Genomic DNA, 21,336 nt, shown 5'->3' with positions numbered 1-21,336 from the left:
AATCGCCTAATTTTGAGATAATTATCATTACAGGTAATTTAATGAAATAATAATTTTGTAAAAAAGGAGTAGTTAACTTGTATTATATTTTCAACTTTATATAACCAACAATAAGAGGTCCTCCTCCCTTGATAATAATGTATATCATATTAAATACAAAAATCATAAATGGAGGTCCTCGAATTATGAATGGACAAAATTTGAAACGTAAAGAACTAGATAAGGTATTAGACTTCTTAGAACAAAATAGGTTATTTAGCGGGGTTGTATTATTAGCTGAGGAAGGTAAAACATTTTACAAGAGAGCTATTGGCAAGAGAACTAACTCAAGTCAACATTCAATTGATGCAGTCTTTGATATTGCCTCAATTTCTAAGAGCTTCACAGCAATGGCAATTATGATATTAATTGAGGAGAAAAAACTTCAGCTAGATGATAATCTTAAAAAATTTTTCCCTTTTCTTTCTTATGAAAATATAACTATTAAAAATCTGTTAAATCATACCTCTGAACTTCTAGATTACACGGAATGGTTTGAAGATCCAGGTAACTGGGACCCTAATAGAATTGCAACGAATAAAGATGTAGTTAAATTTTTGAAAGATGAAAAGCCAGAAGTGTTATTCCCCGCGAATGAAAAGTGGGAGTATTGTAATACTGGGTATGTATTACTTGCAGAAATCATAGAAATGGTTTCTAAAATGGGGTACGGAGAGTTTTTACAGAAAAGAATATTCACACCTTGTAAATATGTTCAATACATCAACGCATTCGCAATTTCTTGATAGCGAAATTGAAAATTTTTCGTTAGGTTTTATCTATGATTGGGAACAGGACTTGTATAGACTTCCAAGTGAAATGGAAGAACATAAGTATGTTTACTTCCTTGATGGTGTTAAAGGTGATGGCGGTATAAAATCCACTGTAGATGATCTGCTAAAATGGGAGCGTGCTATTTATAATAATGAACTGGTATCAGAACAAACAAAGGAAAGTATTATAGATCCAGTTTTCATTAAAGGAGAAGCTGCTAATGGGTATTGTCCTTGTTTGCACGAAGATTTCGGGGGATATGGACTTGGGTGGAAAATAGAGAACCATCCTCAATATAAGAAGATTATTCTTCACGAAGGATATTGGGCAGGTTATTATTCAGGGTTAATTAGTTACAAGGATCGTAACAAAGCTATAATAATGCTAAATAACTTAGACTTTACGGATAACGAATTAAACAAGATACCATATTTGTTAACTCTTACGTTAGAGAAGATTTTATTCGGTGAAAAAGCAGGAGTACAAGTGTTTGAACAATTAATCATATCAAATCGTTAGAATAAGCAAGGGAATTGTTCCCTTAAAGGGCAATTTAATAGAGCAAGGGACACAAAAAATATCAAACTTTTTTATAAATAGCTTATATTATATCTTAACATCAGTATTCGCTCATTACGGGATTCATACATCATCGTTAAAAACTAGATTGCTTGTTGTCTGTGTTACTGTTTCTCTGATTCCAATGTTTGAAAATATTTTTCCTGGGAGATCAGGAGCAACCAATTAATTATATAATCTAAGGGGGTAGTTATACGAAGAACTATTCCCTAAGATTTGTTGCACAGTTTGACCACAGTCTTCCCCAATAGGGTGCAATTCTTGAATAACACAGGTAGATAATAATCAAGCATTTTTATAAAAACTATCAATATTAAACCCACTCATTTTGACTAATCTTTTTTCAAAATGGTGGGTTTCTTCTATTCAATAAGTTTGTAGCTTATTTTTCATCTTTATTCATGAGCTACACCAGAAGCTTATCTTAGATAAAAAAACAGTGAAACTCATTACTTTTATTGAAATGATGGTAGTAAAGACTCCGGTTTTTCATAATTAGAGAGGAATATTTTTACAGTAATTCTTTGTATACGCTGATACCGTTCTTTTTATTTACACTGTGGGGATTTTTCGCTTGCTCCTATTTCAATTGATTTTCTAAAATGTTCGATGTATGCAAGCTTGGTTTGCGATCTGATGATAAAGAACTAATTGATTAGAAATTTGTGGGGCAAGTAAAGATTGAAGTATTAGCCTCAATCTACTCACACATCCCAGTACACATGCTCGCCATTTATTAGCCCCAACATAATTCAATTTTATGCTTTTTATGCGTAGTTTAAATTTACACTAAAATCACAGAGTATTGATATACTAATGTTTATAGGTGTTTTAAGGTATAGCATGCATTCAATCCACATTAGAACCATTAAAATAAGGAGATAGAATAAATAATGGAAAAATATCGTATTGATCAATCAAAGGGAATTGAATTTGGACTCTATTCATTAGGAGACCATATCCCAAATCCATTAACGGGGACTCGTATTTCTGCACAGCAGCGTATACAGGAGCTAATTGAAGCAAGTCAGTTAGCAGAGCAAGCAGGGATTGATGTATTTGGTGTAGGTGAAAGTCATCAATCTTATTTTACAACACAAGCACATACGGTTGTTTTAGGTGCAATTGCACAAGCTACGTCAACAATCAAATTAGCAAGCTCTGCAACAGTATTGAGTGTCTCTGATCCAGTACGTGTTTATGAGGATTTTGCGACAATCGATCTAATCTCAGATGGGCGTGCAGAAATTGTGGCTGGGCGCGGCTCTCGTGTAGGGGTATATCATTTATTGGGGGTTGACCTACAAGACTATGAAGAAATCTTTGAGGAGAAATTAGAGCTGCTGAAAAAAATCAACGAAGAGGAACTTATAACATGGGAAGGTCAATATCGAGCACCCCTGCACAATGCTCAAATTTTACCGCAACCGAAAAACGGTTCTTTACCAATTTGGCGAGCCGTTGGTGGTCCTCCTGCAAGTGCCATAAAGGCAGGCTATATGGGCATACCCATGATGTTAACAACATTAGGAGGTCCTGCTGTGAATTTTAAGCCCTCTGTAGATGCCTACAGAGAAGCAGCAGAGCGCAATGGCTTTGATCCTACCAAGCTACCAGTTGCTACAACTAGTCTATTTTATGTTGCTGACTCGACGAAAGAAGCCTTACAAGGAATGTATCCACATCTTAATGGGGGATTCCAGGCAATTCGTGGCGGAGGTTATCCAAAGCAACAATTTGCACAAGCTCCAGATACACGTGATGCGCTTATGGTTGGTAGTAAGGAACAAATCATTGAAAAATTACTCTATCAATATGAGCTATATGGTATGCAGCGATTTATGGCACAAATAGACTTTGGTGGCGTACCATTCGAAAAATTAATGAAAAATATAGAAATCATTGGCAACGATATAATACCTGCAATCAAAAAACATACAGCAAAATAAGGAGATGTCCAATATGAAAATCGTCGCACTAGCTGGTTCAATTGTCGGCTCAAAAACGAAAACAGCCATTTGTAAAGTTGTTGACATTTTACAAGAAAAGTATCCAGCGCATGAGGTAACATTGCTTGATCTTGCTGATTACAATATGGTATTTAGTGATGGACGTAATTATTTTGAATATGATGGGGATACAAAATATGTAACAGAAACCATTATGGCCGCGGATGCCTTGATTATTGGTACACCTACATTTCAAGCATCAATCCCAGCAACATTAAAAAATATTTTTGATCTGCTCCCTGTGAATGCCTTTCGTGATAAGGTGGTGAGTATGGTTGTTACAGCAGGTACAGCTAAGCATTATCTCATGATTGAGCAGCAAGTAAAGCCAATTCTAGCCTATATGAAGGCACATATCGTCCCAACCTATGTATTTATAGAGGAAAAGGATTTTTTAAGGAAGGAAATCGTCAATGATGATATCCTTTTCCGACTAGAACGTTTAGTGGAGGATACAGTAATGGTGACAGATGCATTCACTGAAATTCGCGCTAAAAAAGATGCAGAATATGATTTCTAATTTTTTTATAAAGGTGGACGTTGCCTGATGAGGAATCTTTGGTAATGTCCGATTCTTTGATAAAATGAAGCCCAAGCAATACAACATAGGATATTTTGAATTTTCATTCCCTTAACAATTAGTTTTCATTAAATAAGATGATTATTCTATTAAGTATAACTAGCTTCTATCTAGCACAGATGCTCGTGAATCGTCATATATTTCCATCAATTCAGCCACCTATAATATGGAAATTCCTTTATGTATTCGACAATATAAAAGACCGATATGTCTTCTTGGCCTGTTTTACCTTTGTATCAAAAAAATAGTATGATAGAATATTTAAAATAGTTTATATACAGAAGTAGAATGGGAGGGAAAAACATGAAGAAATATTTTATCGTACTGCTAGTCGTTCTTGCTTCTTTATTAAGCCCCACATCCTCTAAAGCTGCTGAGGTAAAGTGGGATGGGGCACAGGTTGTTAAAGGACAAGCAGGTAAGATGACCTTTACTAAAGATGTAAAAGTATATAAAAAAAATACGGATGGTAGCTTTAGTTCGTTAACAGTGAAACGTAACAACTACTTCCGTGTTTACGATATTGAAAAATACGACAATAAAACATTTTACTGGATGAGTTCAGGATACCGTGTACAGGCAACCGATTTAGTTGTTTTTAAGGAGGTACCACTCGATATTCGAGCTGCTTTTTATGATAATCCAGGTTTAATTTATATCAATCGTCAGAACGGAAAGCCTCTAGGATATGGGGATTATCTGTTAAGCAAAAATATACCTGGCAGCGCCGACTATAAACCCTACAATGATGTTGTACAATTTAAAATTGGGGAAAAATTATATTACTATTTCTACGCTGCTCCCTTTGAAGGTAATCCATTGGAGGTTTATATTGATAGCTCAGATATTCGCATTGTAGAAGCAATACCCCATGTTAAAGATTATTATACGTTAAATGCTGATGCACAGCTGCTCAGTGGTCCAATGATGGGGGCAAGAGTGCTAGAACAAGCATCAAAAGGAGCAGCTTTTGAATTGCTAGGAAGCGAAATAAATGGCTATCTCATGGTGAAATCGCCAACAACCTTGAGATATGGCTATATCCCCGTTAAAGCACTTCAGCCTGTACAAAAACAAGGTAAACGATTTATTCGTTATGGTGTTTATGTTGGAGGGAAGCACGAGGAATTAAAACGTTTTGATGAAGTCTCATTTTTATCAGAAGATACTACGACAGCTTTAATTGAATTCAAGGGAGAAAAATATACTGTACCTAAAAAAGCTCTAGCTACAATACGACCAAATGAATCGCCTGTCATTACATCTGGTTTTTTACCAAGTGATACGCTTCAGCAATTAACCTATAATACGGTATATACGAGAACTGGTAATCAACGCTTTGACACGGATTACGACTTCCAATATATTACTTATCATGAAACAGATCAAGCCTTTTATTATGAGAAGGATGGCACGCAATATATATTTGAAAAACCAATTACAGAGGGATCGAAAGTTACGATAAGGGATAGTAATGAGTTTGTTCGTGCTATTCACTATACACTTACAACACCAGCAGGCACATTTAACAATGTTGTCGAAACATCCACTAGTATATTATATGCACCTGGCTACGGTGAGCTTGGTTCAGCATATGACCTCCAACTAAGGTCGTTTAAATAATCATTAAAATGCTGCATAAGAGTAATTCTTGTGTAGCGTTTTTTACTTTAAAACTTCAATGCATGACTATTTTAAAGAAATTAATATTCCGAGTGTTCAAATTCCGAAAGATTTGTTTAACCGATTTGAAACCATTTTTGGTAATAATCGTACAGAAAGTGTTGTAACAAGCGGAATTTTGCGGTGAAATACAGATTTTCCTATTCAAATTGAACAAGCATGGACATTTCATGATAATCATCGTAAAATCGCATTCAAATTGAGGTACTACAAAAGTAAGGAAGTCGTTAGTAAAACCTATGCCATGTAAGTTGATTGGAGTGGAGACTGGGCGACTCCTTGTGGATTAGCAATAGGGGAACGAAGGCTAAAACCATCACATCCTGTGATAACGCCTTCGTGACCAACATCGTGTTGGCCCGAGACCCTGCAGCGAAGCAAAGCGGCTCATCGGACGCCCCCAGGAAGCTTTGCTCTGTGCGAAAGCGAAGCGACAGCACAAAGCGCCTAGTCGGAACGGAAATCAACCCACGTTATGGTGATAGCTCTTAAAAATTTAATGTTGAACGACATAAAATTTTATATAATAAATACCAATAGGGATATTTTAACAAAGGCGTGATTATATTGAGAATTTTAATGGTTGAGGATCATGAAGATGTAAATGCGATGTTAACCGAATTGTTTGAGCAAGCAAATTATCAGGTAACAAGTGTGATGGATGGAGTAGAAGGTTACCGGGCATTTCTACAAAATGAGTTTGATATTGTGCTTCTTGATATTATGCTTCCCTATAAAAGTGGGGATGAATTATTAAAAGAAATTCGCGCTATTTCAGATGTACCTGTTGTTATGATTTCAGCAAAAGATTTAGTGTCTACTAAAATCGATTTGCTTCGTTTAGGAGCGGATGATTATATTACGAAACCATTTGACCTTGGTGAGGTTCTTGCCCGTATTGAATCGATATTACGTCGTGTTAAAAAACAAGCTACACCTATGAAGCAGTTGCAATACAAGGATATAGTACTGGATGATGTCGCTAAGCGAGTTACAGTGAGTGGTGAAGAGGTCTTGCTTACTGCAAAGGAATATTTATTGCTCGAATTATTTATGACAAATCAAGAGAAAGTATTCACGAAAGCAAATTTATATGAATCCATTTGGCAGGAAGAATATTTAGGGGATGAACATATTATTAAAATCCATATTAGTAATCTTCGACATAAATTAAAGACAAAAAATCCACAAGCGGATTATATCGAGACGCTTCGTGGGCTTGGTTATCGTTTACATCCATAAATTATCCGTAATCTATACGCCATCTTTACTTTATCTATACCTTTCATGAGTAATCTATGAATATGAAAGGGAGGTGCTTAATATGGGAGAAACCATATTAAAAACAAATCAATTAAAGAAAACATATAAAAAGCATACAGTACTTCACGACGTATCAATCGAATTAAAAGAAGGACGTATTTATGGGCTTATTGGTGAAAACGGTGCGGGTAAATCGACCTTAATGAAGATTATTTCAGGAATTAGTTTTCAAACAGAAGGTTCATTTGAGTTATTTGGAAAATCATCTGACAAGGAAATACAGCTGCAACGAAAACGTATTGCCAGCATGATTGAACAACCAGCGATTAGCCCTGATATGACTGCAAAAGGTAACCTTAAATATCATCGTTTAATGCGGGGGATTCCGAATGAGGAGCTAGAGGATGAAATACTGCAATTGGTTGGATTGGCGAGTACCAACAATAAGAAAGCTAAGCATTTTTCACTAGGCATGAAACAACGTTTAGGCATTGCTATTGCGTTATTAACTAACCCAGAGTTATTGATTTTAGATGAGCCAGTGAATGGGTTAGATCCTATAGGTGTTGTTGAAATTCGTCAGCTTTTAACACGGCTTTGTGAAGAGCGACAGATGACAATTTTAATTTCGAGTCATAATTTACCGGAACTTTATCAAACAACAACTGATTATATCATTATTCATAAAGGGAAAATTATGAAACAAATGACGCAACAACAGCTCGACGAAGAATGTAGACATTATATTCGCATTGGTTGTACAGCTCCCGAACAATGTGCACATGTATTAGAAACAAATCTTAAAACACAAAATTTTCAAGTCATGCCAAATAAAACGATTAAATTGTATGATTTCTTAGAGGATCTTGGGGACGTATCAACCGCCTTATTTGAAAATGGGGTAACACTTACGGAATTTAGTCTACAAGGAGACACATTAGAGAACTATTTCCTTACGTTAATTGGAGGTGTGCACCATGTTTAATTTAGTACGTGCTTACCTCTATAAAACAACTAAATCCAAAATATTTTGGGTCTTACTGGCTCTTACAACATGTTCTGCAACAGCAATGTTTAGTATTGCCTATGGGATTGGCAATAACTCAATAAATGAAAGCATTAGCAACGTTGGTTTTCTACTATCTGATATGAATACGATGTCAATAGTAGGCGCAGTACTTGCTACTACACTAATTTGTTCAGATTTTGATACAAAAAATATTCATCATCCAATTATAAGCGGCTTTGCAAGAAACCAAATTGTCATAAGTAAAGCGATTGTTTTCTGGATATTACTTATTGTTCTTGTAAGCCCGTATATCATCGTGACAATAATTGGTTTATCAATGGACAGCACGTTTAGCATGGGTGGGAAAGCAGCAGGTTTTTTAAGCATTCTAACTTCGACTACTAGTGGTAGCTTTGGTGAATACGTAACAATAATGTGCACAATGACTATAGTCTATCTTGCACAGTTAACGACTTGTATTTTACTTGCGTTTGCCTTAAGAAAATCGGTGCTTGTAGTAGCTGCGTATTACATGTTGTCCATGTTCTTTGGGCAGGTCGCTAGTTTTCAGGATTCATTTGAGATGATAGATAAAGTATTATCTTTCACACCATATTCAGCGGAGTATCTTACGATTAATTTAAGCATGAGTAAAGGTGATATAATTTCGGCCGTTTCCATTTGTATCATCTTTATAGTAGTAATTATATACTTAACATTCATGACATTTAGAAAAGCAGAAATCAAGTAAGGGGATGTAGGGAATGTGGATTGTGGCAATTGTAGTCATTGTAGGATTATTGTTTTATATTTTTTATATACAAAGGCAAATACGATTGATGAACATACAATTGTCACAACGTCTACATGAGCAATATACGCAGCCAATTAGCGTAGAGCTAGTAAACAAAGAAATAAATCAACTAGTGGCAAATATAAATCGCATATTGATAGAATCGCAGAAATCAAGGTCGTATATTAAACGGGAGGAAAAATACTATAAAGAAATGATTTCAAACATTTCTCATGATTTTCGTACGCCACTAACTGCGATAAAGGGCTATCAACAAATGCTTTTAAAAGAACCATTAACAGAAAAGCAGCTTGCAAAGCTTGGAGTCGCACAAAAACATGTTGGAAGACTAGAGCAATTATTAGCAACCTTTTTTGAATATTCCTATTTGCATAGTAATGAAGATCAACCCAAAAAGGATCGTATTAATATATCAAACATCGTATTTGAAGAAATTGCTGGTGCCTTTGCACAATTTGAACAACAAGGAATAGCCGTCACCTTACCTAATTATGAGCCGCTCATTATTAACTCTGATGAAGAAATGCTTTTACGCATTGTGCAAAACCTAGTACGAAATAGCATCATGCATGCGCAAGGTGATGTCACGATCAAGATGTGGTTAGAAGAAGAACATGCATATATCTGTTTTCAAAATCCGATTGACGAAAATATTCAACTAAATCCTAACCAGCTCTTTGATCGATTTTATACAACAGACAATTCCAGACGTAAAAACACTGGTCTAGGACTTTCTATTGTCAAGCTGCTTGCAGAAAAACTAGGTGGAAATGTAGCGGCTAAAATAGAAAATGGAATGATTGAGTTTTTAGTGTGTTTAAAAAAGAATTTGTAATAGTAGCAGCCAAGAAGCTTAGTGCATCTTTATATGCACCTGGCTACGGTGAGCTTGGTTCAGCATATGACCTCCAACTAAGGTCGTTTAAATAATCATTAAAACGCTGCATAAGAGTAAGTCTTGTGCAGCATTTTTTACATTTAAACTTCAATGCATGACTATTTTAATGAAGTCAATATTCCAAGTGTTCAAATTCCAGAAAATTTGTTTAACTGATTTGAAACCAACGTTGGTAATAATCGTATAGATAGTGATGTAACAAGCGAACGTTTGCGGTGAAATACGATTTTCCTATTCAAAATGAACAAGCATGGTCATTTATGCATCGTAAAATCGCATTCAAATTTGGTACTACAATCTATTTATAATGTTAAAGTAGCGAGCTTTGTAGCCAAATCATAAGCTAAGGCAAGCTCAAGATGTGTGGCTCTGAAATAATTCTATCATAAAGAGCCCTAGCTACTAACGAGGAGAGAATTGATGAAAGTAGATGAGGCTTTAAAGATAGTTTATGAATATACTATTGGTGATAACTCTATACTATATTCATTAAGAGTGGGATTAGGATTAAATGAAAACAACTACAATACATTAATTGAAGCAATGAAGATATTGATTACGGAGTATTCGAATAAAACCGAAGTTCCTAAGAAACTAGCTTTATGTTTTGTAGATATCAGCAATTACTTTTATTTTAATGAAGGGAAGTATTCTGAAGAAGAGGAAGAAAAGCTTGAAGATGCAATTCACGAAATATCTAATTTGGCTGGAAAATTATTTGAATAAATACTACTTCTGAATCGGCTAGCACGCCCAGAAAGGTTACAATTTACAATTCGTTTCAAGGGACAACATAAAGTTTCAGCTCTGTCGGTACAAGTCAGTCTTCATCCAAAGAAAAGAAGGTGTAAATTATGACGGAAGAAAAGATGAATTTATTGAGTATTAGTGATGTGTTATCACATCCAAAGAGAAATCCAGAGACTTGGTTTTATCTACCTCCAAATTTAAAAGAATGGAATTTAAATACAAGAGGAATATTTTCACTAGATAGCTTTGATTTTCCGCCCAATTCAGATGATTTTTTACCAGAACAAGCGAAAAAAAATGGTTGGATAGAAACATTGGATGGTGCAGGTATTGAAGATGTAATTGACAATGTAAATAATCAGTTTGAAAATCCATCACTAGATCAGCTATTCCAAGCGTTCCTTTATTACTTTGAAAATGATGCATTTTTAGTTTTTAAGAAATAAAAGTGTATAATGAAATATTTCATCATTGTTGAATGATTGGAACGAAAGTATTGGATGTAGCATTTTAATAAAGATTAATTAAAATGAAATCACTAACTCCGATTTCGAAAAGAGGAGGAATCAGGAAAATTGAAGTTCTATCGCTATGTGTTAAGTATCCCGCCTTTGGATTGGGAGTGTTGCTTTCTTAACATTGAGGAGTATAAGCAAATCTTTGCGAATAAGTATAATCATAATATAGCGTATTACATGCAAGTTATTGGAGATTGTCAGCAGCATCTTGAAGATATTGACACCCTTGCTGATATTACTTATAAAGATCTGTGTGCAAGTGTTCATTCTACTGAGCTGCGTTGTCCAGCTATGATTTTCTCTATACCGAGTGGTGATCAACGAGGTTCAGCTTTGTTTTGTATCATATATAAGCTTGAAGACGACGGGGATACGTTTATTTACTCTCCTGTTCCACTTGTTCATCTAGAGCAAGATCAAGCAGGTGAAGTCGAGCTTTAATGGTTTGAATTCAGAGGTTGCTGTTACAGCTCAACCGTCACGAGAGTCATCCATAATACGATATGGGAGGACTTAATAGTGATTTTTAAGGGCTAGGAGAGCTGAGATTTTCAAGTCGTGTGGGGAAGGTGTCGAATATAATAAATGCGATTGTGAATAGAGGGACAAAAATCCAGTAGGGAGGCGTTTATATGACGTTGGGAGAAGTGTTGGCGACGTTACCGGAAAAAGGGAAGAAGAGAGAAGACGCTATTGCGCGATTGGGTCGAGTGGAAGCGCTTCTATATCTTGTAGAACATGAGAAAGGGAAATGCAAAAAAGCGGCGTTAAAAGCACTTGCTCATCAAGAGTGTGTGGAAGCGACTGCAATTTGGGAAAAATTTATGAAATACAAAAATTTGGGCGAGGACATCCTGATGCCAGCTTTTTCGGATACGGTTTCGGAAGTTGTGGGCAAGCATTGCGAGAAATATTTCCACGAGCTATTTCAACAGCCGCCAGATTTTCTGACCGATCAGGATGAGTTTGAACGATTCACTGCCGTTGTTTCCGTTATGCTTGGTAAAGGCAGCCCGTCCATGATCGGCGTCTACCGCCTCATTGCGGCGAATCAGCCAATGGTTGAGAGGCTTAACCTCTTGAAACTAGTGGCCGATAAGGACTATGTGCACATTAACGATACACTCAGAATATGGAACCTGCAGCCACAGGAAACCATATGTATTTTCCCGATTGTGCTCGCTGCTTCGATTATACGGAGCATGGATGAACAGTTGATTTTGTTGGCTGAGGAACTGTATATACGGTACGGTAATGAGTGGTTGATTCCTTATTTTTCCGCAAAGCTTCTTACCAATCGTGCAGATAATGTGTATGATGAATTTTCTGCTTTTTTGCAGGATGAAGCATTAAATCGATATATACATAACGGCTTGGGACGAATCTATTATGACGATCAGAATGGAACTCACACAATGGCGGTATTTTGGGGACGTTATAGCTACGGAAGTTACGATAATAGAACTTATTTCAAGCGTAAATTGGCAGAAAATCTGGATGCCAGGTGGTTGGAACGTTTGATGGAACATCCGCACCCTAATGATAAGGTCAAATTTCAGTTTTACAATCGATGTCCTGTTATCTACGAATCTTACAAACAGATGATAATTGATTTGCTACCGAAGACGATTGAAGATGCACGGATAAGAAGTTATTTAGAACTATCAAAATGAAATCGAGCATAATTCTAATTCCAGGAGAGATGTAGCTGTGAGTATTGAAATGAATGAGATATGGGATGGGAAAATCCCAGTAGATGAAATGGATCTAGCGGTATTATCCGATAAAATATGGGAGATCGGCGAACTGGACGTCATTCGTGAGAAGGTGTCGCCAGAGTTATTTCAACTTCACATAGCCATCAATACAATTGGCAACTGGCAGTGTGATGGCTGGGACGGTATTATCGCGTATCAGCCGCATCTTGTGCCATATATTTCTGAGATGTTGGTGAAATTTGGCTTGCAGGATTTGCAGAATGCTTTTGACGAAGTCATTGCCATTTTCCCTGATTTCATTACGTTTGAGGATGATTTACTTTATTGTGACATGATCAATTTCCTGCATAATATGCGACTAAAGGTAAGTGACGAACGTTTGAACACATATACGCAAGAAGAGCGTCAAGCCATGATGAAGCAATATCAGGAAAAGCTCGATCAATTGGAAAAAATAACGGGGCCACATTGGGGATATGGAAGTCCTAAGGAAGGCTGGACCATGATCTTTGATTATATTCAGCTCAGGATAAGCGGCGATTGTGAATAGAAGGGGAAATGCAATGAGAGATTTAAAAATTCTTAAAGAACGAACAGAGTGTATGCTCTTTCAAGCAAATGAAAAGGATAGTGATAATGGATGGATCGGAGGGAATGCACCGGCTTATTTCGATGAATTGGAAGGCATGGTAAATAAGGAAACGGAGATGAATTTTTATTTGTCTATCGTTAACCCTTTTAATGAAACGGAGATGATCTCCATTTTTGCTCCTAAACATTTTGAAGAGCGTATTTCTAAAAATAGATATCCCAATTGTTCATTAATAACAATGAAACACCCTAAAACAGAAGAAAGTAAACTTGATACTTTTGCCGATCCTGATTTAGTCAAGCACTTTATTTCGGAAGCTAATATAGTAAGTGATAAAGCTTCATTTGAAGAACGTTTTCTGATCAAATTTGGAGGAACTCCAAGGCATATTCAGGGAGAAGAGTATTACTATAACAAGTTGCATGATGCCGGTTTTGATTTTATATTCCAGGTCGATGAGGATGGGTATCCGGATACCCTAATAAAGCCAAGAAAAAACTATCCCTTTTCGTTTGGAGCTATCTATTTATATGCACAGATTTTAGAAGACTCAATTATGAATCCCATACATAGTTATTGGCAATTTTCTTAATATAGAGAAATGAAAAATACTGAATTAAAAAAAGAATAATAGGTCCAAGAGAACCTTCAAAAAAACCTAGAAGAAAAATTTAACTAGCTGGTTTAAAATTTTTAGTAGGTTAGGATTAAGAAGATTTATCATACTATATTTAACATATGCAAGGAGGTGCTTAAAATCCTTCTTTTGCATATGTTTTTTCGTTTCCACTTCATGTAAATGTATTTTAACAGGCATAAAAAAGTATTTATGTGCAATTTTATGATAGATTAGAAGATGTAATAGATATGGAGAAATTAATATTGAATTTTATAAAATGGGAGTATGAAAAAATCAAATACTCTCCTAGATGGTTTTTTACTAAATTGTACTTGCTTTTAAGTAAATTATTTTGTTTAGAAGAAGGGCATTACCTTTGTCCTGACTACGCCATAATATTAAAGTAATGTAGGTCATAGTGTTTAGATTGAGAGAGTAGGGGGAGTAAAGAAAGAATGGTATTTTCTATTTTTAAAAAAAAGAAAGAGCCACAGCAATTGAAAAATAGAGTAGAGTTTTGCATCACAAATTTATCATTGGGTTCAGCAGATGCTTATGATGTATTAGTTGAAAGATCTGATATTGAAATTGAAGAATCTGGCTGTACATCTCATTGTGAAATTTGTGAGCAAGGGATCTTTGCCATCGTCAATGGAGAAATTGTAACTGCAGACGATGCAGAGTCGTTAGTGCAGGCAGTTGATGAAGAAATTAAACAAAATCCTCTTTATTGAAATAAGAACAGCTTGTTAGCATAAATCAACAAGCTGTTTTTTACATTTAGGTAAATAGCCGATATACCGCTATTTTTTACCAACCACGTACGTATTGCACTGGTGGTTGAATGTCTTCTCCTAAATCCTTGGCTGCGTGTAATGGCCAATATGGCTCACGCAGAAGAACACGAGCTAAGAAAATTAAGTCAGCACGATTATTTTGTAAGATTTCCTCTGCCTGAATAGCTGTTGTAATCAGACCAACTGCGCCTGTTGGTATTTCAGCACCATGTTTAATCGCTTCAGCATGAGGTACTTGGTAGCCAGGAAAAATATTAATATGTGCTTGCACGACGCCTCCTGTAGAAACATCCACTAAATCAACACCCTGTGATTTCATCCAGCGGCTAAAGACGATAAAGTCTTCCATTGTCGTTCCATCTGCTGCATAATCTTCTGCAGATACACGTACAAGTAAAGGACCCTCCCATACACTACGAATGGCATCAATCACTTGACGTAATATACGGTATCGATTTTCCTGTGACCCTCCATACAAATCAGTCCGCTTATTAGTTGCTGGTGATAAAAATTCACTAATAAGGTAGCCGTGTGCTCCATGAATTTCAAGGACATCAAAGCCAGCTTTAGCAGCACGAACAGCGGCTTTCTTAAATGCTTCTATAACATATTCAATGTCTTCTATAGTCATTTCAGTTGGCGTTTGATAGGCATCACTAAAGGCAATAGCTGAAGGGGCAAAAATTTCTCCCTCCACAGTTGCTTTGCGTCCGGCATGTGCTAACTGAATACCAGTTTTTGCTCCATATGCCTTCATTCCATTGACTAATTGACGTAAGCCTTCGATATGGGCATCATCCCAAATGCCAAGATCTTTATTGGAGATACGACCTTCTGGGACAATACCTGTTGCTTCAAGAATGATTAAACCTACTTGACCCGCAGCTCGTGTTGCATAATGAACTTGATGAAAAGGCGTGACAAGTCCATCATCCTGAGCAGAATACATACACATTGGTGCCATCACAACACGATTTTTTAAAGTGATAGACTGTAGTTGATAAGGTTCGAATAATTTAGTCAAAATAAAGCCCCCTAATTCCTAGTGATAAACTCTATTTTGCACATTTTACTTACTATTTGCAAGTGAACGAGACCGAGCCTCTGCTTCTTTAATACATGCTTCAATTGCCTCATTAAATTGATATTTTTCAAGCGCTTTAATCCCGGCTTCTGTCGTGCCCCCTGGACTAGTCACCTTTCTGCGTAGTACATCCGGCTCATCAACAGATTGCTTCAGCATTTCAGCAGTCCCTGCCAGTGTTTGTGTCATTAATAGTCGTACGGTATCCTTTGAAAGACCAACCTTTGTGCCGACTTTTTCAAATGCCTCCATTAAATAATAGATATAAGCAGGACCACTACCTGAAAGAGCCGTTACAGCATGTAATTGATCCTCATCTACTTCAATGACCGAACCAACTGCCTCGAGCAATTGTAAGAAAGTCGTACGCTGTTCAGTAGTCACTTCGTTACTGAAGGCAATACCACTAGCCGACATCCCGATTGTGGCTGAAGTATTAGGCATAACTCGAGCAACTGGACGTATGCCTAAATGCTCTGTGATGGTTTGAATAGCTATACCTGCTAAAATAGAGAGGATGGCTGAGTGCTCTGTGATTTTCGCTTTCAACTCATCCATTGCCGCAATAGCATCCTTTGGCTTCATTGCTAATATAATTAAGTCTGCTTGTTTAAAAATTTCTGCATCAACTAAGCAATTGACACCATATGATTCATGCAAAAATTGTAAGCGTTCTTTATCTGAGCGATTGGTGACATAAATTTCTTGTGCTGTAAATACCTTTTGGTTAACCCAGCCCTGAATCAATGCCTCTGCCATTGAGCCTGCACCGATAAATAGTATTTTCTTCATGAACAAAACCTCCAGTTCAAAATAAAAAGCGCTCCCGTCCTTATCAAGAAGGACGAAAACGCTGTTGTTTCCGCGGTACCACCTTTGTTTGCCAATTGGCACAACTCTTAGCCCTTTTATCGCAAGGGGAACGGTTATGTTTTCATAACTGCTCAGAAGTAGGTTCGGTAATGGGAGTGGGTGATGTTACTCGCAGCAAATGTAACACTCTCTGAGACACCTTCACCAAATTACGTACTTGGCTTCATCAACGCACAAAAATAATTAGATTATTCAAAATTATATTGATAATACGTCAACCTGTCAACAGTAGGATGACGAAAAGAAGAAAAACTTGTAAAATAGAATGAATTGTTATTCACTAGTAGTACAAAAGGGGGAAACAGCTTTGTCTATATACAAAATAGAAATACCAACACCCTATGAAGTAGGAGATGTCAATGCATTTGTTGTCAAAGGTGATGCACTAACACTTTTTGATGTTGGACCAAAAACAATGGAAGCCTATGATGCATTGAAATGGGGGATTCGAGCAGCAGGCTACGAATTAAGGGATATTGAACAGGTTGTACTCACCCACCACCATCCAGATCATGCAGGTTGGGTAGATGCCTTTCCACATGCAGAAATTTTGGGGCATGCCTATAACGATAAGTGGCTTCGTCATGACGAGGAGTTTTTACGATATCATGAACGATTTTATAGTGAACGCTTATTTGAGCATGGCGTTCCACAGGAATATATTCAGCCGAGTGTACATGTACGTCGCGAATTAGAGCTTGTCGGTGAACGTCCATTAACACAAATTCTAGGTGATGGAGATGAAGTGCCTGGTCATCCGGGCTTAAAGGCGATTGAAACATTAGGTCACGCACAAAGTCACTTCATCTTCTGGGATGAAAAAACACATCATGTGATTGGTGGGGATTTATTATTGGAAAAAATTACGCCAAACCCTTTAATTGAACCACCATTGGATCGTACAATAGGACGTACTAAATCATTACTACAGTATAATAAATCACTTGAAATTTTACGACAATTGCCAGTGAAAATGATGCATACAGGTCATGGTGCAGAATTAGAGGATATTCCTTTATTAATCGATAAACGTCTAGAACGTCAGCATCAGCAATCGATGAAGGTATTAGAGCTATTAGGTGAAGATCAACTAACGGTTGTTCAAGTTACAATGCGCCTGTATCCGGCTATTTTTCAGCGTAAACTAGGTTTAACACTATCCAAAACACTTGGACATTTAGATTATTTAGAAGCCAATCATTATATTACATCTACGAAAACTGAGGAAGGCATTTATGTATTTAAAAGAAAGTAGGTGTTTGCATGGCTGATAAAAAGACAATCTTCGTTACGGGTGCAACAAGTGGAGTAGGATTAAAAATGACAGAATTATTAGTAGCGCAAGGTCATATCGTATATGCAACAGGACGTAATACTGTTGCATTAAAAGCATTAGAACGTTTAGGCGCGATTGTGATTCAAGCTGATTTAACAAATTTAACGGCTATTGATGAAGTTTGCGCCCAACTACCACCACTCGATGTGGCGATACTCTCAGCTGGTGTGGGTAAATTTGGAATGGCACCTACATTATCTGATGAGGAAATTTCCCAAATGGTTAACTTAAATGTAAGTGTGCCAATATATTTAGCCAAGCGCTTAACATTGCCAATGATTCAGCGTCAACAGGGGCACCTTATTTTCATTGGCTCACAGGCAGGGAAGGTAGCGACGCCAAAAGCTAGTGTTTATGCTGCAACAAAGCATGCTATAGTCGGATTTACTAATGGACTTCGTATGGAACTAGCGCCTTATCAGATTAAAGTGACAGCGATACATCCTGGCCCAATTGATACGCCATTTTTAGATAAGGCGAGTGATGATAGCGGCTATCGGGCTTCCTTAGGTAGATTTTTATTAACAGCAGAAGAAGTAGCACAGGCTACGGTTAAAACAATTAAACGCCCTGTTCGAGAGGTGAACTTACCAAAAATCATGGGATTATCCAGTAAGCTTTATGCACTGGCTCCTGCCGCCATTGAATTTTTAGGTAAATCATTTTTCAACAAAAAATAGCAGGGACTAAACTGTAACCATTCTCAAAAAAGCAGGAGAGAGTGTTTACAGTTTTTTATCTTCATTCAGCAGATGTTTTTTGTATCGAAAGTATAGTGGCAGCAACACGGTTTTATCTGTAGCGAAAGCAAAGCGACAGCTACAATTATGTCAAGGCGAAATTGATTTAAAGTATTTAAAAGAATAGGAAAGGAGAGCATAATGTACACAATTGGACAAGTAGCGAAGTTTTTAGGGGTTTCAAGAGATACTTTAAAGTTTTATGAGGAAAAGGAATTAGTAAAGCCAAAGCAAAATAGTGAGAATGGGTATAGAGAATATAATCGTTTTGATATATATGATATAACAACAGTTAATTTCTATCGCGAAATGGATATTGAAATTAAAAAAATTCAAGAATTAAGAAAAGGCAAGAGCATAGAGGGCATACAATCACTATTCGAGGAGAAAATGCAGGAGGTTATGGAAGAAATCGAGTATAAAAAGTTGCTAGTAAAAAAGCTTCAAACCGTTCAGGAAGATTGCGAAAAAGTTAAAAAATTTCTAGGCACATATACCATCCAAGAAATGAAGCCGATAGAGGTAAAGGGAGAAATTGAGCATCATACTGCATATGATAAATATGAAATAATAAAGGATAACTTAGATAATTTAAAACAAGCAGTGACACTTACTTCTTTGAGAAGAGTCATTCAATTCAATGAAGAAGGTGTACTAGAAGATAAGTTTATCATCGTAAAAAAAGTAGAGGATCTTGATAAAGAAATTGCAGGTGAAATTCTATCCCATCCAAAATGTCTGTATACAGTTATTGAAGATGGAAGGTGGTCAACGGGTGGAAAAAATACAGACCATAAAGTTGAGGCTAGTATAAAAAAAGCGGCAAAAGAAAACGGCTATGAACTTTTGGGACTAGTATATATAAATCAATTACTTACTACTTATGAAGATGGCTTAGAACGAGCCTTTTTAGAAATTTTTGTACCTATTAAGTGATATTCGTTGTTAGGTGAAGGCTTTTATTTTGTCGAAAACATCATGAAATTTTTGTTTTGAGTGGGGGATTGCTGAATAGACAGAAAAATATGCATGATTGACGAGTATTTGTACTTGATAGAAATCTACTTATACTTAATAGAATGTCCCAAAAGGCTATGCTTATGCCGCAGAGCAAAATTCAAAACATAAACCATCCACCAAATATAATGGTAGATGGTTTTTTGTAGTTTTTTTATGTATTAGACAAATCATGAACAATGGAATCCGTATTGACATGCCCCTATCCAAATGCCTTCATTCCCACCCTACCATTACCATTCGAAATTATTTCTAAATATCCTCGATTTCTTATTGGGTTAAATATGTCTCCCTATTTAACAAAATTCCATCTAAATCAAATAACGCAACTTTAATACTATTAATACATAAAAATCCAGGCTTTAGCATCTTTTTTAAGTAACTATTTATTTTTAGACCCTTATATTGTATTGACCTGTGGGTAACTCCTAGGTTTAAGCTAAAAATATCCGTAATTTGAAAGGGGGAAGATGTTTGAGTAAAGAAAAAAAATTAAAAAAACCAATAGTAAGTTTTATCCTACTAACCAATATCATCTTTTGGCCACTTTTTTGTCTTGTAGGCGTAACCAAGATGTTAGGTTTGTCTACATGGTTATTTGTTGTAGTCCATTGTATTTCATCCTGGGCTTCAACCTTTGCGTTTGCTATCCTTTTTAAGAAAATCTATCCTGGTCAGAGTTTTATACAATTTGTAAAAAGCAAATTCAAACATAAAATTAAAGTTTCTGTGTTGCTTTCTGTAAGTACAATTCAAGCCCTTATCTTTTTGACAATAATGTTGATCATCTTGAGCAAGAGTGAAGTAGACTCAATTTTCACTTTATCCTCATGGGGTATGCTGCTCTATTACTTTTTCAAAACACTATTGTCAGGACCATTTGGTGAAGAATTAGGTTGGAGAGGCTTTGCATTATTGGAGCTTCAGAAAAAGCATTCACCATTAAAAGCATCTATCATCATAGGATTCTGGTGGGGGCTGTGGCATCTACCCATCTGGTTTACTACAGGATTTACGGGCATTGATTTAATGAAGTATATTCTATTCTTTATGATTTCAATCATGTCCACTACAATACTTATGGCAGCATTTTATAATTTAAATCAAAATTTAATTATTCCGATTATCATCCATCATAACTTTAATTTTTTTATTGGTATCATAAACGGAAATTTAAGCGATTTAATTATGTATAACGCGATTTTATACGGAATAGCAGCAGTTTTAATTATCATTATCAATCCAAAGAAGGTGTTGTATGGCAAGAAAGAAAAAAGCCTTCTTTATGGAAACCCTACTGTCATGTAGATTAGAAGCTGAAAAGTTAAATATTTTTTTGAAAAAGTCGATTGGCATCACATTTTTTGTGGCAAATCGACTTTTTTAGTGCTCCTATTGTACAATCAAATTCTAAATAGGGTGTTATCTTCGGAAATTTATATTGTATACATCCAAGTAGAAAGTAAGAAATCATTTTTAAGAGTAAAAATATTCATAGTTTGTACAATGGCTATAAGTATTGAAATGACTTACTTTTTACAATAAACATAAATGTCTACAAATTTATAAAAATACACTTGTGTTTATTTTTATAACGTGTTACTATTCGTGTATAAACTTTTATATGAATGTATAAACATACAT

The 21,336-nt window shown here is 36.1% G+C and carries 22 protein-coding genes; 20 read left to right on the top strand and 2 right to left on the bottom strand.

Annotated elements, in window-relative coordinates; genetic code table 11:
* Nucleotides 1–185: 185 nt before the first annotated feature.
* The 16 genes from QNH24_RS15435 (at nt 186) to QNH24_RS15360 (ending at nt 14,579) form a co-directional block, all read left to right on the top strand.
* On the top strand, nt 186–785 hold the full coding sequence (locus tag QNH24_RS15435) for a serine hydrolase domain-containing protein (protein WP_283868461.1): 600 nt from the start codon (nt 186–188) through the stop codon (nt 783–785).
* 73 nt (nt 786–858) lie between these two features.
* The gene (locus tag QNH24_RS15430; RefSeq protein WP_283868460.1) at nt 859–1,332 is read left to right on the top strand and encodes a serine hydrolase; all 474 of its coding nucleotides are present in this window, start codon (nt 859–861) and stop codon (nt 1,330–1,332) included.
* 953 nt (nt 1,333–2,285) lie between these two features.
* Nucleotides 2,286–3,341, top strand: coding sequence for an LLM class flavin-dependent oxidoreductase (locus QNH24_RS15425; RefSeq protein WP_283868459.1), 1,056 nt, complete (start codon nt 2,286–2,288; stop codon nt 3,339–3,341).
* A 13-nt stretch (nt 3,342–3,354) separates the two neighbouring features.
* The gene (locus QNH24_RS15420) at nt 3,355–3,921 is read left to right on the top strand and encodes an NADPH-dependent FMN reductase (protein WP_283868458.1); all 567 of its coding nucleotides are present in this window, start codon (nt 3,355–3,357) and stop codon (nt 3,919–3,921) included.
* A gap of 363 nt (nt 3,922–4,284) precedes the next feature.
* Entirely contained in the window at nt 4,285–5,604 is a 1,320-nt protein-coding gene (locus QNH24_RS15415; RefSeq protein WP_283868456.1) for a hypothetical protein, read from the top strand.
* Between the two features lie 618 nt (nt 5,605–6,222).
* On the top strand, nt 6,223–6,906 hold the full coding sequence (locus QNH24_RS15410) for a response regulator transcription factor (RefSeq protein WP_283868455.1): 684 nt from the start codon (nt 6,223–6,225) through the stop codon (nt 6,904–6,906).
* An 82-nt stretch (nt 6,907–6,988) separates the two neighbouring features.
* On the top strand, nt 6,989–7,912 hold the full coding sequence (locus QNH24_RS15405) for an ATP-binding cassette domain-containing protein (RefSeq protein WP_283868453.1): 924 nt from the start codon (nt 6,989–6,991) through the stop codon (nt 7,910–7,912).
* Nucleotides 7,905–8,687 (top strand): ABC transporter permease, encoded by a 783-nt coding sequence (locus tag QNH24_RS15400; RefSeq protein ID WP_283868452.1) that lies wholly within the window; start codon nt 7,905–7,907, stop codon nt 8,685–8,687. Before QNH24_RS15405 ends, QNH24_RS15400 begins: the two co-directional genes overlap by 8 nt.
* 13 nt (nt 8,688–8,700) lie before the next feature.
* Complete coding sequence (locus tag QNH24_RS15395; RefSeq protein WP_283868451.1) at nt 8,701–9,585, top strand: sensor histidine kinase; 885 nt, start codon at nt 8,701–8,703, stop codon at nt 9,583–9,585.
* 483 nt (nt 9,586–10,068) lie between these two features.
* Nucleotides 10,069–10,374 carry a hypothetical protein gene (locus QNH24_RS15390; RefSeq protein ID WP_283868450.1) on the top strand — a complete coding sequence of 102 codons (306 nt, stop codon included), beginning with the start codon at nt 10,069–10,071 and terminating at the stop codon, nt 10,372–10,374.
* 128 nt (nt 10,375–10,502) lie between these two features.
* Nucleotides 10,503–10,844: a DUF7716 domain-containing protein gene (locus QNH24_RS15385; RefSeq protein WP_283868449.1), complete on the top strand. Its 342-nt coding sequence runs from the start codon at nt 10,503–10,505 to the stop codon at nt 10,842–10,844.
* Between the two features lie 129 nt (nt 10,845–10,973).
* The gene (locus QNH24_RS15380; RefSeq protein ID WP_283868448.1) at nt 10,974–11,357 is read left to right on the top strand and encodes a hypothetical protein; all 384 of its coding nucleotides are present in this window, start codon (nt 10,974–10,976) and stop codon (nt 11,355–11,357) included.
* 191 nt (nt 11,358–11,548) lie between these two features.
* Nucleotides 11,549–12,589, top strand: coding sequence for a hypothetical protein (locus QNH24_RS15375; protein WP_283868447.1), 1,041 nt, complete (start codon nt 11,549–11,551; stop codon nt 12,587–12,589).
* 37 nt (nt 12,590–12,626) lie between these two features.
* Nucleotides 12,627–13,184: a hypothetical protein gene (locus tag QNH24_RS15370; RefSeq protein ID WP_283868446.1), complete on the top strand. Its 558-nt coding sequence runs from the start codon at nt 12,627–12,629 to the stop codon at nt 13,182–13,184.
* Nucleotides 13,185–13,197: 13 nt separating this feature from the next.
* Nucleotides 13,198–13,818: a hypothetical protein gene (locus QNH24_RS15365; protein ID WP_283868445.1), complete on the top strand. Its 621-nt coding sequence runs from the start codon at nt 13,198–13,200 to the stop codon at nt 13,816–13,818.
* Nucleotides 13,819–14,300: 482 nt separating this feature from the next.
* On the top strand, nt 14,301–14,579 hold the full coding sequence (locus QNH24_RS15360) for a YuzB family protein (RefSeq protein ID WP_283868444.1): 279 nt from the start codon (nt 14,301–14,303) through the stop codon (nt 14,577–14,579).
* Between the two features lie 76 nt (nt 14,580–14,655).
* On the opposite strand, the gene namA is transcribed toward QNH24_RS15360, so the two are convergent.
* Both namA and proC read right to left on the bottom strand, forming a co-directional pair.
* Complete coding sequence (namA, locus tag QNH24_RS15355) at nt 14,656–15,666, bottom strand: NADPH dehydrogenase NamA (RefSeq protein ID WP_283868443.1); 1,011 nt, start codon at nt 15,664–15,666, stop codon at nt 14,656–14,658.
* A gap of 45 nt (nt 15,667–15,711) precedes the next feature.
* Nucleotides 15,712–16,518: a pyrroline-5-carboxylate reductase gene (gene proC / locus QNH24_RS15350; RefSeq protein WP_283868442.1), complete on the bottom strand. Its 807-nt coding sequence runs from the start codon at nt 16,516–16,518 to the stop codon at nt 15,712–15,714.
* Nucleotides 16,519–16,864: 346 nt separating this feature from the next.
* Between proC and QNH24_RS15345 the strand changes: the two genes are divergently transcribed.
* The 4 genes from QNH24_RS15345 to QNH24_RS15330 all read left to right on the top strand — a co-directional run bounded on the left by QNH24_RS15345 (nt 16,865) and on the right by QNH24_RS15330 (nt 21,000).
* Nucleotides 16,865–17,854 carry an MBL fold metallo-hydrolase gene (locus QNH24_RS15345; RefSeq protein WP_283868441.1) on the top strand — a complete coding sequence of 330 codons (990 nt, stop codon included), beginning with the start codon at nt 16,865–16,867 and terminating at the stop codon, nt 17,852–17,854.
* 8 nt (nt 17,855–17,862) lie between these two features.
* Nucleotides 17,863–18,615 carry an SDR family NAD(P)-dependent oxidoreductase gene (locus QNH24_RS15340; protein WP_283868440.1) on the top strand — a complete coding sequence of 251 codons (753 nt, stop codon included), beginning with the start codon at nt 17,863–17,865 and terminating at the stop codon, nt 18,613–18,615.
* A 201-nt stretch (nt 18,616–18,816) separates the two neighbouring features.
* Nucleotides 18,817–19,611: a MerR family transcriptional regulator gene (locus QNH24_RS15335; protein ID WP_283868439.1), complete on the top strand. Its 795-nt coding sequence runs from the start codon at nt 18,817–18,819 to the stop codon at nt 19,609–19,611.
* Between the two features lie 555 nt (nt 19,612–20,166).
* On the top strand, nt 20,167–21,000 hold the full coding sequence (locus QNH24_RS15330; protein ID WP_283868438.1) for a CPBP family intramembrane glutamic endopeptidase: 834 nt from the start codon (nt 20,167–20,169) through the stop codon (nt 20,998–21,000).
* The last annotated feature ends 336 nt before the right edge of the window (nt 21,001–21,336 follow it).

This window comes from Lysinibacillus pakistanensis, assembly GCF_030123245.1.
Classification (GTDB): Bacteria; Bacillota; Bacilli; order Bacillales_A; family Planococcaceae; genus Lysinibacillus; species Lysinibacillus pakistanensis.
This window is presented reverse-complemented; position numbering and strand designations above follow the sequence as displayed.

What these genes read in the sequence shown, in the direction of transcription:
- QNH24_RS15435 (WP_283868461.1), top strand. Translation starts at nt 186, where the DNA reads ATGAATGGACAAAATTTGAAACGTAAAGAACTAGATAAGGTATTAGAC.
- QNH24_RS15430 (WP_283868460.1), top strand. Translation starts at nt 859, where the DNA reads ATGGAAGAACATAAGTATGTTTACTTCCTTGATGGTGTTAAAGGTGAT.
- QNH24_RS15425 (WP_283868459.1), top strand. Translation starts at nt 2,286, where the DNA reads ATGGAAAAATATCGTATTGATCAATCAAAGGGAATTGAATTTGGACTC.
- QNH24_RS15420 (WP_283868458.1), top strand. Translation starts at nt 3,355, where the DNA reads ATGAAAATCGTCGCACTAGCTGGTTCAATTGTCGGCTCAAAAACGAAA.
- QNH24_RS15415 (WP_283868456.1), top strand. Translation starts at nt 4,285, where the DNA reads ATGAAGAAATATTTTATCGTACTGCTAGTCGTTCTTGCTTCTTTATTA.
- QNH24_RS15405 (WP_283868453.1), top strand. Translation starts at nt 6,989, where the DNA reads ATGGGAGAAACCATATTAAAAACAAATCAATTAAAGAAAACATATAAA.
- QNH24_RS15400 (WP_283868452.1), top strand. Translation starts at nt 7,905, where the DNA reads ATGTTTAATTTAGTACGTGCTTACCTCTATAAAACAACTAAATCCAAA.
- QNH24_RS15395 (WP_283868451.1), top strand. Translation starts at nt 8,701, where the DNA reads ATGTGGATTGTGGCAATTGTAGTCATTGTAGGATTATTGTTTTATATT.
- QNH24_RS15390 (WP_283868450.1), top strand. Translation starts at nt 10,069, where the DNA reads ATGAAAGTAGATGAGGCTTTAAAGATAGTTTATGAATATACTATTGGT.
- QNH24_RS15385 (WP_283868449.1), top strand. Translation starts at nt 10,503, where the DNA reads ATGACGGAAGAAAAGATGAATTTATTGAGTATTAGTGATGTGTTATCA.
- QNH24_RS15375 (WP_283868447.1), top strand. Translation starts at nt 11,549, where the DNA reads ATGACGTTGGGAGAAGTGTTGGCGACGTTACCGGAAAAAGGGAAGAAG.
- QNH24_RS15365 (WP_283868445.1), top strand. Translation starts at nt 13,198, where the DNA reads ATGAGAGATTTAAAAATTCTTAAAGAACGAACAGAGTGTATGCTCTTT.
- QNH24_RS15360 (WP_283868444.1), top strand. Translation starts at nt 14,301, where the DNA reads ATGGTATTTTCTATTTTTAAAAAAAAGAAAGAGCCACAGCAATTGAAA.
- proC (WP_283868442.1), bottom strand. Translation starts at nt 16,518, where the DNA reads ATGAAGAAAATACTATTTATCGGTGCAGGCTCAATGGCAGAGGCATTG.
- QNH24_RS15345 (WP_283868441.1), top strand. Translation starts at nt 16,865, where the DNA reads ATGAATTGTTATTCACTAGTAGTACAAAAGGGGGAAACAGCTTTGTCT.
- QNH24_RS15340 (WP_283868440.1), top strand. Translation starts at nt 17,863, where the DNA reads ATGGCTGATAAAAAGACAATCTTCGTTACGGGTGCAACAAGTGGAGTA.
- QNH24_RS15335 (WP_283868439.1), top strand. Translation starts at nt 18,817, where the DNA reads ATGTACACAATTGGACAAGTAGCGAAGTTTTTAGGGGTTTCAAGAGAT.